General features: G+C 42.0%; 13 protein-coding genes. 3 read left to right on the top strand and 10 right to left on the bottom strand.

From position 1 onward, the window contains the following. Positions 1-23 precede the first annotated feature (23 nt). A complete protein-coding gene (locus tag EUBREC_RS04655) occupies positions 24-881 on the top strand; it encodes a helix-turn-helix transcriptional regulator (RefSeq protein WP_012741906.1) in 858 nt (285 codons plus the stop codon). Here the strand turns inward: EUBREC_RS04655 and EUBREC_RS04650 are convergent. The 5 genes from EUBREC_RS04650 to EUBREC_RS04630 form a co-directional block, all read right to left on the bottom strand. Next, entirely contained in the window at positions 871-2,442 is a 1,572-nt protein-coding gene (locus tag EUBREC_RS04650; RefSeq protein WP_012741905.1) for a glycoside hydrolase family 43 protein, read from the bottom strand. The two genes, EUBREC_RS04655 and EUBREC_RS04650, sit on opposite strands and share 11 nt — an antisense overlap. A gap of 19 nt (positions 2,443-2,461) precedes the next feature. Then, the gene (locus EUBREC_RS04645; RefSeq protein WP_012741904.1) at positions 2,462-4,210 is read right to left on the bottom strand and encodes an SGNH/GDSL hydrolase family protein; all 1,749 of its coding nucleotides are present in this window, start codon (positions 4,208-4,210) and stop codon (positions 2,462-2,464) included. A 159-nt stretch (positions 4,211-4,369) separates the two neighbouring features. Then, the gene (locus EUBREC_RS04640) at positions 4,370-5,512 is read right to left on the bottom strand and encodes a glycosyl hydrolase family 8 (protein ID WP_012741903.1); all 1,143 of its coding nucleotides are present in this window, start codon (positions 5,510-5,512) and stop codon (positions 4,370-4,372) included. Between the two features lie 24 nt (positions 5,513-5,536). Beyond that, complete coding sequence (locus EUBREC_RS04635) at positions 5,537-7,468, bottom strand: alpha/beta hydrolase-fold protein (protein ID WP_049757223.1); 1,932 nt, start codon at positions 7,466-7,468, stop codon at positions 5,537-5,539. Between the two features lie 97 nt (positions 7,469-7,565). Continuing rightward, entirely contained in the window at positions 7,566-9,191 is a 1,626-nt protein-coding gene (locus tag EUBREC_RS04630) for a type 2 periplasmic-binding domain-containing protein (protein WP_012741901.1), read from the bottom strand. Between the two features lie 203 nt (positions 9,192-9,394). On the opposite strand from EUBREC_RS04630, the gene EUBREC_RS04625 reads away from it, so the two are divergent. Beyond that, complete coding sequence (locus tag EUBREC_RS04625) at positions 9,395-10,012, top strand: DUF4867 family protein (protein ID WP_012741900.1); 618 nt, start codon at positions 9,395-9,397, stop codon at positions 10,010-10,012. A 67-nt stretch (positions 10,013-10,079) separates the two neighbouring features. Here the strand turns inward: EUBREC_RS04625 and EUBREC_RS04620 are convergent, their stop codons facing one another. The 3 genes from EUBREC_RS04620 to EUBREC_RS04610 all read right to left on the bottom strand — a co-directional run bounded on the left by EUBREC_RS04620 (position 10,080) and on the right by EUBREC_RS04610 (position 12,979). Next, entirely contained in the window at positions 10,080-10,643 is a 564-nt protein-coding gene (locus EUBREC_RS04620) for a transcription repressor NadR (RefSeq protein ID WP_012741899.1), read from the bottom strand. A gap of 59 nt (positions 10,644-10,702) precedes the next feature. Continuing rightward, the gene (nadC, locus tag EUBREC_RS04615; protein ID WP_012741898.1) at positions 10,703-11,557 is read right to left on the bottom strand and encodes a carboxylating nicotinate-nucleotide diphosphorylase; all 855 of its coding nucleotides are present in this window, start codon (positions 11,555-11,557) and stop codon (positions 10,703-10,705) included. Between the two features lie 84 nt (positions 11,558-11,641). Next, a complete protein-coding gene (locus EUBREC_RS04610) occupies positions 11,642-12,979 on the bottom strand; it encodes an L-aspartate oxidase (protein ID WP_012741897.1) in 1,338 nt (445 codons plus the stop codon). A 280-nt stretch (positions 12,980-13,259) separates the two neighbouring features. Here EUBREC_RS04610 and nadA point away from each other — a divergent pair, with 280 nt between their 5' ends. After that, positions 13,260-14,180: a quinolinate synthase NadA gene (gene nadA, locus EUBREC_RS04605; RefSeq protein ID WP_012741896.1), complete on the top strand. Its 921-nt coding sequence runs from the start codon at positions 13,260-13,262 to the stop codon at positions 14,178-14,180. A gap of 56 nt (positions 14,181-14,236) precedes the next feature. Here the strand turns inward: nadA and EUBREC_RS04600 are convergent, their stop codons facing one another. After that, positions 14,237-14,647 (bottom strand): HI0074 family nucleotidyltransferase substrate-binding subunit, encoded by a 411-nt coding sequence (locus EUBREC_RS04600; protein ID WP_012741895.1) that lies wholly within the window; start codon positions 14,645-14,647, stop codon positions 14,237-14,239. Continuing rightward, positions 14,634-14,915, bottom strand: coding sequence for a nucleotidyltransferase family protein (locus EUBREC_RS04595; protein ID WP_012741894.1), 282 nt, complete (start codon positions 14,913-14,915; stop codon positions 14,634-14,636). Before EUBREC_RS04595 ends, EUBREC_RS04600 begins: the two co-directional genes overlap by 14 nt. Positions 14,916-14,934 lie beyond the last annotated feature (19 nt).

Raw genomic sequence — 14,934 nt, 5'->3', positions numbered from 1 at the left:
CAGCCGTATGGAGACAAGTATATATGATCGAAAATCTGAATGGAATACATGAGACAGTAAAATATAAAGAATACAGCAATGTAAAGCTTTTTATAAATGCGGAAGCAGAAGATTATCCCATTCACTGGCATACTCCCATGGAGATTATCATGCCACTTGAAGGCGGCTATACAGTGCAGATTGGGGATGATTTGGTACATCTTAATGAGAATGATATTATCTTTATAGCTTCCGGTGTAAAACACAGGCTTATCGCACCTGACACCGGAAAAAGGCTTATCCTGCAGATTGAGTGGTCTGCTGTCTCAAAAATAAAGGAATTAAATTCCATACTTACCCTTATAGCACCTGCTATAACGCTAACCCCGGAAACTTCCGGTGATATCCACAGCAATATCCGTAAACTGCTGCTTGATATATCAAATGAATACCAGACCGACTCATTTCTATCAGAAGCCGTGATCTACTCCAAAATACTTGAAGTACTTGTCCTTATTGGAAGACATCATACTGCCAGCAGTTGTCATTTTAATGTAGGCAGACACAAGCAGCAGGAATATCTGGAGCGTTTTCTGTCTATCTGTGAGTATATCGATACACATTGCACTGAGGACATAACACTTGATGAAATCGCAAAAATAGCCGGATTCAGTAAATATCACTTTACCCGGCTATTTAAGCAGTTTACCAATAATACCTTTTACAAATACTTAAATCAGAAAAGAATAGAGCTTGCCCTGACCCTTCTGGCTGATCCCAATATATCTGTCACCGAGACTGCAATGCAGTCAGGCTTTGCAAATCCATCCACTTTCATAAGGGTGTTCAAAACTGAAAAGGGCTGCACCCCGACTGAATTTCGCAAAATGTTTATTGGGTGAGCATTATGTATGAAAATTCTGCATAGTTATCACTATTGCTGCCATTTGAGGATGCATACATACCGACCGTACAGCCCACAAAGCCACCTGCTTCTTCTGTGGTATATGGCAGCAGACTTATTTTTTCTGCGACTTTTACGCTCTTTTCGGCCGTACCTATCCATATAGATGCTTCCTGTTCCTTACAGATCATACATATATTCCACAGTGGATTTTTTTCTGTAACGCTGTACTCCATAATATCTGCCACTGCTATCTTTTTGTCAGTTCCCTTAATATGTGTAGTCACCACAAATACCAGCCTTTGGGCTTCCATTGTTATCTCAGCGCGAAGATGATTCTCATTGTTCTGGAAAAGTACAAGTCCTGCCGTCTCATTATCCGACTGTGGGATAAAACGCACTGCTGTCTTTACCGTAAACTCATAGCCCTTCTGTCTTAGTCCAAGAAATGCACTTGTGCCAAGATCAGTGATCTGCTCTTTGTTTGTGTACAGTCTCAGTACTCCCGGATTTTCCTTAAGGGAGTAAAAAGACTCGTTGCGTTTTCCTATTCCAACCAGCCTCTTATCAGGCTTGGCTTCGCAGAAAGTTATAAAATCATTTTCTGATATCTCATCTATAAATCTGCACTCTTCAAGCGGTATATCTACCGTATCCTCAAGGTGTCCTATCCCGGGTGCTATTACCGGCCATTCGTTTTCCCATATTGTTTTTGCAATAAAGGTTTCCCTGCCCATACTGCTGTGCTTTTTGCATGGTCTTGACGCAAGCATGACCACATACCAGTTTCCGTTTATATCATCCACCAGATCACCATGTCCTGCATAGATGACCGGATAATCCATCCCCAGATTTCTGTGTGTAAATATCGGATTTCTCGGACATCCTTCAAACCATTTAAAAAGCTCCGTGCTTCTTGCTATCGTTATACTGTGCTCCGGTCCGGTGCCGCCCTCTGCATGCATCAGATAATAATATCCGTTTATCTTGTAGATATGTGGTCCTTCCGGCCATATGCAGCCCTTTACAGCACCTTTCCATATGGCCATGCTCCTGCCCTTAAGCTTCATGGTTCCAAGATCAAGCTCCTGTATCCATATCTCCCAGTCTCCATTGTAGCGTACTCCTTCAGGGTTTGGGCGTGTGCCACAGTAATAACATCTGCCGTCATCATCAAAGAAAAGGCTTGGGTCTATTCCTACTGCTTCTTCTCCCAAATAATACGGATCAGACCACGGTCCTGCCGGATCCTGCGCTGTCACTATAAAATTGCCGCCATGCGATACATTGGTCGTTATCATAAAAAAAGTTCCTTCATGATATCTTATGGTCGGTGCAAAAATACCTCTCGATATTTCTTCATTTTCCACGCATAGCTGCGATGGTCTGTCAAGTATATTGCCAATCTGCTCCCAATGAGCCAGATCCCGGCTATGAAATATGGGAACACCCGGTGCATACACAAAGCTTGATGTCACCAGATAATAGTCTTCCCCGACTCTACATATTGATGGATCAGGATAAAAACCTGAAAGTATTGGATTTTTTGCTGTTACCATGTCTCTTACCTCTCATTCTCTATAATACATATCCAAAGCCCAGTATCGTAAACTGCTTGTCTCTGTCTTCCTCTTCAATTTCAATTCTTACAACATGATTTTCACTGGTCTTATTGTTAAATATTATTACCGCATTGCAGTGCTGCCAGTTATTGATATGTGGATCAGCCGTAAAATGATATTCTCCGTCCACATATACCTTCGCCTTTCCCACGTTTACCTCTCCCGAATCCTTAAATACAAGGAGAAGTGCCCTGCACTCCATCTCAAGCTCGAAATACGCTTTTACCCTGTTTAATGTATTTTTTGTGCCATCATACATCCAGTTATACGGGAATTCCGGAGTCAGCGAAAGCTGATCATCCATCTCAACGCTTTGCAGCTGTGTATCTGTCGAATCAAAGCCACCCTCGTCAATATATGCCTTTGCATATATATCCTTTTTGTCGAGCAGTCTTATATTTTCAAAGCTGTTTCCTATTACCGGTGCAAGATTTAGTTTTTCCTGCAATATTTTTTCCTCTGTCAGTCCCAGTTCAAATGCATTCAAACTTGCATGCCCTGCCTGATCTATTTTTTCAAAAAGATACTCTATGCAGTCTGCCATGACGGAATGGCCTGCATTGCCCGGATGAAACATATCATAGAAAAACTGATTTTTGGTTATTACCCTTCCCTCGTCATTTTTTAATGCAAACTGAGGGGAAACCGCATCCAGCACGCTTACCATAGGCAGATCATAGAGCTTTCCAACCGGGCTTAGGCGGTCTTGAAGGTTCCAGTCATTTGCAAATACGGAAAAAAGCAATATGACTGCCGGTTTCCATGGCAGATTAAGTACTTTACGTACAAGGCTTTCATAGCAGTCGCCCTTTGTCTCATCCCCCTCATCATTTACAGCAAATTCAATAACTACTATATCAGGCTGCTGTCCGTCTCTTAGTACATCCCTGTCAAATCTGATCATTCCCAGCTCCGATGGTGTGCCGCCCACACCGGCTTTTATGAATTTCACATTATTCTTTGCGGAAAACCGCTTCTGGAAAAGCTGATAGGATTTGTATGCGTAGCACTCTGTATTTATAGGTGCCGCACCTGCTCCCTGTGTGATAGATCCACCGATGTATGCAAGTGTTACCTCTTTTCCGGCTCTTGTCTTTTCGATGGCTTTTCTTATGCGGTATGCATTTCCCATATTCATAAGCGAATGACTTATCATCCTGCAGTATTCATCAGAGTTCATATCCACCTCTGTTTCCTCAATATCTGCCGGAGCCTCATAGCCGTCATTCAGATACAGTCTGACACTCGCTTTTCCCATGATATCCGGTGTATTAAATATGAACTTTATCTGTCCCGGTATATCATCATCCGGTGTCCACTTATAATCTGACAGGTATATCTTTCTCTCCATTCCATCGCCCGTCAGCTTTACCTTAAGATTAGTACCGCCTCCGTACAGGTCCTGCTTTCCGTACATCTGAAACACAAATTCGATCTGTTCGTTTTGATTATCTGTTTCCACAGATACACCTATGCTGTGTACAAGCCTGCCAAAACCTTCCACTGTCTCTAACAGCCCCAGTTCCTCTTTATTTTCTATATTTCCGGCTATCTGTGCACTGTTTATCAGTCTTCCATCGCTTTCATATATAAAATGTATAATGCTTCCATCTTCCTGTACTGAGCCGTATATATCCTTATCCTTCATGATGTAGAAATACGCTCTTTTTCTTTCCGGATCCTTTGGTGCTTTTGGACCTGCCATCTTGCTGCCTCCTTGTTGTGTCAATTTTATCAGCTATAATGATTATATGATACAAAAACTCCCGGTGCTTTGCACCGGGAGAAATTATAGATATTTGTCCTGTCTTTTATAGTTTATGACTGTTTCATCATTCCAGCTTAAGGTTCTTGTATATTAAAATCAATAAATCCTGTAATTTCCTGAAAGTGCTAACATTGCAAACATGTAAAGGAAATTGTCATAGTATCTCCTGTCACCTGTCCTAAGCGGAGTGTTCCAGAACTTTTCAACACATTGCTTTGCATATTTTCCATCTGCTGCGAGTGAAGCTTCTGCATTAACAGCAATGATTGCTACCGGATGAAGTGCCTTCTCATCAAGCGGTGTACCATCTATAAGAAATACCCCATCCCAATTGTCCTTCTGATCCTCACAATAAAACTTCTGAAGCCTTTCTGCCGTTTTAATCTGCCACGGATCTGCATCAAACCACAGATGATCCATCGCTATATTGGCGATCGTGCGGTATGCATCACTGTAATACCAGTCATGTCTTCCAAATATTTCCTGATGCCCCGTATGAGGCTTTCCGTCATAATCTGCATATTCTGCGCTAAGTCCTGTCTTTTCATGGCATGCACTGTGCAGATATGCTCTGCTGGCAGCTGCTGCTTCTTTCCAGAAGTCTCGGTCCTCCTCATAAGCCCTTTGGGCAAAAAGTTCATAAAAATGCGGCAGATGGTATGAAGGATCACTGAAATCCATATTTGTGACAAACTTTATCAGCTTGTTGGAAGGCTCCCACATTGGCTCTCCGCTGTGTCCCGGCTCACCCTTGTGTACACACTCCCTTAAGATATTTTGTGCCTCTTTGCTGTAGCAGAATATACCATCGCCATCTCCCCATCTTTTAGAGGCGAAAAATAATGCCATTGCAAAATACTCTTCACCATCAGGTGCCGGTCCATCGGCATTTCGCTTTCCGTTTGTCTGACATGACCACGCAAAATAATTTTTTGCCGGACCATCTTCTATATACATATATGTGCGCACCCATTTCCACAGTCTGTCAAACTCTGCTTTTTTGTCCAGCTGTACACATACCATCATGCCATATGACATTCCCTCGGTTCTCACATCATGATTGCCGGTATCCTCCATATATCCCATATCATCACCGGCTTCATGATAAAAACGTTCATCATCATTCCCATAGAATATCGTGTTAAAAGTATCCTCTACTCTTTTTTGAATTTCTTCTTCCGGATACCCATACTCTTTGAATATATTTCTGTATTTGCCTGTCTTATATGCTCCTGCCATTTTTCTCTCCTTTTTGTCGCTGTTTTACTGTATCCCGCACATGAAATTTAAAAATCTGTGTCTGCATGATGTCCAGGATTCATTATCTCCTTTTTTGAACCATTCTTTCCGTGCACTGTCCCTAATTCCGTATATGGCTGTTATGTTCCCGATGATATCATCAGATATCGTGCTGTCTGCCATTATTATCATAATTCCTTTTATCCTGCCTTCACCCGACAGATTATCCATGATATTTGCTATCTTTCCCTGATGTATCCAGCAAAAATTTCTTTCGTCCGCAGCACACTCAAGCACACATACTCTGCCGGTATCACAATTATCCTCTCCATAACCGGCTGGTGTATAAACATAATTCATACTGACCTGTCCGTCTCCATCACACGAATAATGGATATGTATCTGACCATGCTCTGTTTTCTTAAGCTCATGCCAGCTAAAGTTCCTCTCAGGTACCTCAGCAAAGTTTACAGCCCTGTTATATCCGAACCCTACAGGTGCCGCAGGGTTTACTACAGGTGTTCCATTTACCATAAATGTCACATAGTTAAATCCCTCTGCCGGATTACCTATTGTTTTTTCCCAATAACCATCATTTTTCTTTGATCTGTAAAGAAGCTCCTCCGTGCCATTTTCAAGAACTACGCTCACGCTTTTTGCATCAGGTGCAAAAAGATTTACTTCAATGCTGTTATCCTCCGTCACACGGATACCATGTATGACATCCGGATATTTGCCAGCCGGTTTTCCATCCTCGTCATTTTCGAACTGTATCTGCCTGTACACCGGATCAAAAAATACCATGCTCTCATCCGCCTGTACCGGTGTGGTAAAATCAATATTCTTTGATCTGACCGGGACAGCTTTATTAATATCATCAAGTTCTGCGTCATCCCATGTAAAAAGCATCTGTGCGAAATCCTTAAAGCTCTTTCTCCATACATGCCATTCATGATAGCCCTCATATACTTTTGGTGTACTGTTTTTCCCCTGTCGTGAAAATTCTTTTACCATCTCATTGATTCCAAGCAGTATCTCTTTTTCTTTATCTCCTGCCGACATAAAGACAGCTTCAAACCGATATGGGCTGTCGATGATTTTTTTCATGAGATGTATTGCAACACCTGAAAATACTCCAACTGCTGAAAAAAGCTCCGGGTGTCTTGCCGCTATATCCGTAGCCTGTCCTGAACCAAGTGAAAGTCCTGCCACAGCACGGTTGTTTCTTCCTTTTTTGACCTTAAAATTTTCCTCTATATAAGGGATTATGCTATTTACAAGCTCACTGTCAAAATCTCCCGGAAAAAATACAGGGTATTCGTTATCCTTAAATGCGTAGCCACTGCTTGCAACTATGATCATCGGCACACATTTTTTGTCTGCTATCAGATTGTCCATGATGAAATTCATCTTACCCTGCCATACCCATCCGGTCTCATTCTCCCCGACACCATGCTGTAAATACAATACAGGATACCTTACATCTCCACTCTCATATCCGGGTGGAGTATACACATAGCTCTCCTTTATGTGACCGTTTACCTGTGAGGTATATTTGCACAGACTTACCGTTCCATGCGGCACATCCCTGACAAAATAGAAATCCTCGCCCTCTTTTGGCACTTCAAATGTGTTTATTGCAGCAAAACAGCCATATGATATAGCCGCATGAGGATTTGTTATACAGACATCATCTACATACCAGAAATAATAATGCATTGCCCAGTGGAAATCTTTAATGTTTGCCGAAAATCCACCCTGCATATCAGGCTTTAACTGTATGCGTTCTGAGCTGAAATAGCCTCCCATTCCGGCTACTTCTACTTTATTGGCATTTGGCGCATAGATATAAAAGGTAACACTTCCATCATCCTCAAGTGTGACTGAGCATCTGTTATTGTCCATTGATGATGGTATCGTGCCTATATACAAAGCACCATTTTTTAAATCATCCAAAATAAAATCCCCCCATTCGTTTATTGATATATATAAGTGTAAACGAACAGGGGCTTGTTATTCTATTAATAAATTGCCAAACAGTATTCAAATATTGCTAATTTTCATTTACCTTTTGCTGTAAATAATCAAAATATATCTGTGGATTACAGGCATTGTACTTCTCCATATACTGATCCCAGGCAGCACCAAAATCATCTGCCATGATAACCTGCGGCAGCCATATTTTCTTTACTGCCACAATATTATTCTTTGCTTTCCCACATTCAGAGGTCGAAGGAATTGAATCTGAATATGAATACATCGGATACCACGAGCCGGGAGCCTCATTTTTTCCAAGCATATCTACATAGTTTTCCACTCCATAGGCTTTAAAACATTCCTGAATATCCACAGGCTGATTTCTGAAAAACTCGTTCTGCTGAAACTCCATTGAAAACGCATTTATACCATCATCAAGCATTCCCTCCACTCTTGGAAAGTATGAGTACGAACACATATGCGCTGTATGATATGAGCTGTCACTTTTTTTCTCTGCCTGCTCATTGGTAAGGTAAAACAAACCGTTTTCATCGACTGAATAGTCCTTGCCCTCCTCCCCCCAGAACCTTTCTCTTATGATATCAGATTCCAGAAGATCACTGACAAACTTCATCGCACCTTCGATATCTTTACAGGAGGTGGTAATGGACACTCCTGAAGAATAATCTATTTCTGCCATCCTGTTTGTATGCCATCTGTTGTGAATACCATCATCAATCGTGACAGGAAGAGGAACATAATCACACCCAAGCTGTGCCAGATTCTGTTTTTTGAATACAGGATCTATTGTATAATAAAACTGCCACCACTGGTCGACCATCCCAAGCACAGCTCCTGTTGACAGCTTATCCAGATATTGATCATAGGTGGCATTAAACGCCCCGGGATCCATTATTCCTTTATGGAACTCTTCGTTAAGCTTTCCGAAATATCTTTTGGCTGTGTCGCTCACATTGTAATCCATCACTTTTTTGGTTTCCGTGTCCACCATACAGCTTCCATCGTTTGGAAATCCGTCCAGAAACTGCGGTACATTTTCAAGACAAAAATACCGCCAGTCATCACAAAGCATCGTAAATGGTATATTTTCTGTTCCATCCGGCATTGTTGGATTTGCCTGTACATAGCTTTCTATCAGGTCAAAGTACTGCTCTATCGTTGTAATCTTTGGATATCCAGCCCATTTTAATACTCTTGTCTGAATCCAGAAGGCTTCACCATTATGCAGCATCTCCACATCATCCCCATGTGATACTCCAAACTGTGGAATCCAATATATGTGTCCATCCGGCTGTCTTAACTTTTCCCATTGTTCATCACTGAGATATTCTTTTATGTTCGGATAATCGTCCCAGTATTCATCTATTGGAATGAGTGCATCTGCCTCATACAGCGCAGTCTCACCCAATACAAAATCCGGATATTTCCCGGTTGCTATTAGAGAATTTATTGCATCGTCCTTATCCTGTCCAACAAGCCAGGTTTCCTCACATTCAGCACCGATCTGCTCTGCTATGAGCTGCTTTATATCATTATCCGGATCTATATTATCTCCTTCTACAGAAAAAAAAGCCGTAAAATGCTTTATTTCTTTTTTATCTGACGATTGAAAAGTAACACCGGCTATAAGTCCGATAAACAATGCCACTGTAACCGCTGAGGAAACCAATCTTTTTTTCATACCATGTTTTCTCCCTATTTTCTTTTGTTCAGTCTCTGCTATAAAATTGCATAATAGTCATTATATTCCATAAAAAATATTTTTACAAATCCTAAAATAAATATATCTAATAACTAGGGTATAAAACAATAATTTATCCTGCTGACATTTTCTCTGTCATACATTATAATTTTTACAATTTTAAAAATCAGGAGGACCATATAATGATCATACATGAAATAACAGAAGAATGTTTTAAGAAATATGGAAAGGTGATCGACTCTATAGATCTTACAGAGCTGGTCAGCACAATGCAGACAGTAGAAATTCCTGCTGATGTGGTTTATGAGCCATCCATTTCTGCACTTGAAAAGCTAAAATGCGCTACAGAATTACAACAGAAAACATACGGGGAGCTTCCTATACAGATAGGCTGGTGCATAGGCAACAATCATAAGCTCAATGCTGTTGAATATCACAGATGCTCTGAGGTCAATATTGCCGCAACTGATGCCATACTGATACTCGGCCGACAGCAGGATATCTCCGTGGAAAATACATATGATACCTCTTTGATGGAAGCTTTCAGGATTCCTTCCGGAACAGCAGTCGAGCTTTATGCCACAACACTGCACTACGCACCATGTAATGCATCTGCTGGCGGATTTCTGGTAGCCGTTGTACTTCCAAAAGGCACAAATGAAGCCCTGGAACATCCACACACCGGCGGAGAAGATGCTCTTCTTGCAGCTAAAAACAAATGGCTCATCGGACATCCTGAAGGTGGACTTCCTGATGGATCATACATAGGGCTTACAGGTGAAAATCTGGAAATTAAATAAAAAGCAAAAAACAGCCCGGGCTTTCACCCGGGCAATTATTATATTACGCTTTAACTTTACGATAAAATTAAGCCTTTGCCTCGTCCTCGTTGTCTCCCCAGAAATCCACCGGCTCATAGTCCTGCAGCTTTGCAAGGAAGCCCTTCTGCTTAAGCTCCTCCTGTATGGCATCAAGCACCTCTTCACTCTCCGCACATATTGTGTGATAGTGATAACCTGAAGTTACATTTTTAAGAAGGCTGGACTTTCCTGTGCGGATTTCCTCCAGGTAATTTCTGACATCACGTCTGGACTTGATGTCCATATTAGCGCGGATCACTCCGTAGACCTTGTGGTATACAAATACGTCCTTCACATGGCCTCCGGCATCAACTATTGTTGAAAGCTCCTCCTCTACTTCATCATCCTCGTGAACCACCTTTAATACTCTCGAATACTGCTTATCCGCCTGTATCAGATATCCTCTGTTTGTCGAAAAAATCGCGGCTCCGTTTGCTCGAAGCAGTGCTATGTCCTGCACAATCACCTGACGACTCACATCAAGCTCCTTTGCAAGCGCAACTCCCGCCACAGGCGACTTTGACGAGGATAGAATATTTATTATTTTTTTTCTTCTCTCATCACCGTTCATTTTCGTTCCTTTCTGTAAAACATTACTGTCACAGCATAGTGCGACCGGCAATCTAAAATCTATACTGCGTGTAGATTTTTAAGTGATAAATCCATAATAGGCGCTGAATGTGTGAGCGCACCACTTGATACATAGTCTACACCAAGACCCTTTATTCTTGCAATATTTTCTTTGGTAACATTTCCCGAAACCTCAATTTCGGCTCTGCCGTCAATGTAGTCGATGCACTGCTTTAAAAGCTCTGTGGACATGTTGTCGAGCATGATAATGTCGGCACCGGCTTCAACCGCATCCTTCACCATATCAAAGCTCTCTACCTCAACCTCAATCTTTCTGACAAACGGAGCATAGGCCTTTGCCATGGCGATTGCCTCTTTTACGCCGCCAGCTGCTCCGATGTGGTTATCCTTAAGAAGCACTCCATCCGAGAGATTGTATCTGTGGTTGTTTCCACCACCGACTCTGACCGAGTATTTTTCAAAAATTCTATTGTTTGGGGTTGTCTTTCTGGTATCCAAAAGCTTGATACCGGTGCCCTCTAAGAGCGCTGCAACCTGACTGGTATATGTGGCAATTCCACTCATGCGCTGTAAATAATTGAGCGCAGTTCTCTCACCGCACAAGAGTACTCTGATATCTCCGTAAACCTTGCCGATAAGCTGCTTATTTTCTACCCTATCGCCATCCTTTACGTAAAACTCTACCTTTGTATCTGCATCAAGCAGTGTGAAAACTCTCTCAAAAACCTGCAGTCCACAGATGATTCCGTCCTGTTTGCAGATTAAATCCACCTCTCCTGCCTGTGGATGTGGCATCACGCTGTTTGTGGACACGTCCTCGCTTGTGATGTCCTCCTTTAATGCGCTTAATATGAATGGGTCTACGTTGAGGCCCAGTGTTACCTGATCGTACATATATTTAAATTCCTTTCGTTCAAATTATTATTTATTACGGTTTCGCACTTTTTATGCTGTGTGGTGCCGGGGTGATACTTGCTTTTATGCCTGAATGTAGGTGACACCTGATTCGGCATTCATGTCTTGTGCGCCGGTGCGGCCCTCTATTGCCTCCATGGCGAGCTTCCTGTATTCTCTCTCTACAGCTTTTTCATCGCTGTAGTCTGCGAGGTCGATGCTATCTGCGGCCTTTTTGGCTGCTATCTCATCATTTACAAAGCCAAGCTCCGCCATCTGTCCTGCTGCACGCTTTGCGAATACCAGGCTCTCAAGCAGTGAATTGCTTGCAAGACGGTTTCTTCCGTGCACTCCGTTACAAGCGGTCTCTCCAACTGCATAGAGACTTTCCATGGATGTGCGGCTGTGGTGATTCACCTTGACACCGCCCATGAAATAGTGCTGTGCCGGAACAACAGGAATAGGCTCCTTGAAGACATCATATCCCATCTCCTTGCAATGTTCAATGATATTTGGGAAATGTGATACAAGCTCATCCCTTGGAATGGTGCGCAAATCCTCCCAGACAAAGTCTGTGCCGTCCTTTTTCATCTGCTCACGGATTTTGCCGGTCAGCACGTCTCTTGGTAAGAGCTCATCGACAAACCTGTTCATATTCTTGTCTAAAAGCTTAGCACCCTCACCTCTTACGGACTCTGAAATGAGAAAGCTTCTGTCCTCATGCTTTTTCGTGTAAAAGGTCGTTGGGTGAATCTGCACATAGTCTGGGTTTTTAAGCTCTATGTCATGCTTTTTTGCAATGGCAAGTGAGTCACCTGTCAGATGTCTGAAATTTGTTGAAAATCTGTACAGTCCTCCAACTCCGCCACAGGCCATGACAGTGTATGCCGCTGTCACCTTTTCCAGCGTGCCATCCTGTTTTCTGATGATGGCGCCGTAGCATTTGTTATCCCTTTCGATGATGTCAACCATCGTTGTATACTCCATGAGTGTCACATTTGAAAGCTTCTTAACCTGTGCAAGCAATGTGCTTGTTATCTCTTTTCCGGTCACGTCTTCATGGAAAATAATTCTGTTGTGTGAATGAGCTCCCTCTCTCGTATAGGCAAGTGAGCCGTCATCATTTCTCGCAAAATCTGCTCCGTATGAAACAAGATCCTTAACCACCTCAGGGGATGAGTTTATCATTATCCCAACCGACTCCTTGTCATTCTCGTAGTGGCCGGCCTTTAAGGTATCCTCAAAAAAGCTGTCGAAATCAGACTGCTCTTTAAGCATGCACATGCCGCCCTGCGCCAGAAATGAATCATTGCTCTCCAGATCTGACTTTGTTATCAGTGTAATTCTTATGTCTCTTGGAAGCTTAAGCGCACAATAAAGACCTGAGCAGCCGCTTCCCACAATAAGTACATCTGTATTCATAGTATGTTACCTCTTTTATTTACCTGCATCCACCGATGTAGCCGCTTCTTTAGCAACATCCCCCTGGATGCGATTTACTGTAATGGGCGTATTATAACACTAAAATTTACAACTGACAAGACACCTGTAAAACTTTTGTGTTGACAGCTGGTTTACAGCTAAGTATAATGACAAGTAACTTATTTATTTTGGCCGGTTCTTTATGTAAAATCCAAAATGGGCTTACATTGATACAACTGTGCTTCAATCACACTAGGAATTTCAAGAGGTATATCATATTATGATGACAACAAGAGAATTACAGGATGAGATTATCCGATTAAAGAAGGAAAATGATATCTGTATATTAGCTCACGCTTATCAGAGTCACGAGATACTTGAGGTTGCCGATTTCACAGGCGACTCATATGGACTCAGCAAGCAGGCTGCCACAGCACCACAGAAGAATGTGCTCATGTGCGGTGTCCGCTTCATGGCAGAGACCTGCAAGATTTTATCTCCTGACAAGCATGTATTTTTGTCAAACAGCTCAGCCGGCTGTCCTATGGCGGAGCAGCTCGATGTAGAGCTCTTACAATCGTTAAAGGCCGAGAACCCTGACTATACAGTGGTTGCCTACATAAACACCACATCAGAGCTTAAAACCATATGCGATGTGTGCGTCACATCTTCATCCGCTGTAAAAATTGTTAAAAATATTGACAATAACAAGATTCTTTTCATCCCTGACTGCAATCTGGGCGCATGGGTTGAGGAACAGGTTCCGGAAAAGACCTTCAAATTTGTACATGGTGGCTGTCCTACTCACCTGCGCATGTCAATAGCAGATGTTGAGAGAGCAAAAGCGGCTCATCCTGCTGCAAAGCTTCTCGTACATCCGGAGTGCCTTGCTGAAGTTTCAAAGGCTGCAGACTATATCGGAAGCACCACCGGCATCATTGACTATGCTAAAAACAGCACAGACAGGGAATTTATCATCGGAACTGAAAACAGCATACTGCAGCACTTACAGTATGAGTGCCCTGAAAAGAGCTTCTATCCGCTCTCAAAAGACTGCGTATGCCACAATATGAAGCTCACTACCCTGATGGATGTATACAATTGTGTTAAGGGAGCAGGCGGAGAAGAAATCATACTGCCTGACGATATAAGAACAAAGGCCAAGGCCTGCATAGATACCATGCTCACACTTGGAGAGTAATTTAATTGCAATATTAAAAGACCACAGAGTCTCTGTTTTGCTCTGTGGTCTTTACTTTAATTAATTGATGATAATACCTCATCTGAATATCTTTCTTTAATTTTCATTTCCAGCACCTGAAATTCATGAATATAACTGTCAAGCACCTTATTCACAAGCTGACGTGCAGCTTCCTCATTGTATATATGAGTTGTATCATTCCTGTCTCTTAACATTCCAAGCCAGACACTCTCATCAATAAAATCATAATACGCATATGCAGTTTTTATAATTTCTCTTGGAGAACCTGTTGCAGCCTGATTAGCGCCCTCATATCGTAACAGCTCCTTTAAGACCTTCCAGCCCAGCTCAAATTGTATATAATATTTATCAATTATACCGCTCACAATAAAATCATTTGTCAAGTCTTCATCAAATGCCCTTGACAATATCCTCAAGTGGCTGACATACTGGTCAAACTTTTTCATACAATACCCTCCCATCCCTTTCTATTTCTGTCACCAGTACCGGTGAAATATGCTTATCATCCATATTTATTATGTCCAGCTTTAGTAAAGACCACAACTCCTCATTAAGACAATCCGATAAATCACCAAAATCCTCACATCCATAAATAGCCAGATCAATATCACTTTTAGGATGATTCGTGCCTCTGGCGCGTGAACCAAACAGCACTACTTTTTTTGTATTATATTTTTTTGCTATATTAACAATTTGCTTATATACTTCATCCATATAATACTCCTTATTTCAC

This window comes from Agathobacter rectalis ATCC 33656 (assembly GCF_000020605.1).
Taxonomy (GTDB): Bacteria; Bacillota; Clostridia; order Lachnospirales; family Lachnospiraceae; genus Roseburia; species Roseburia rectalis.
This window is presented reverse-complemented; position numbering and strand designations above follow the sequence as displayed.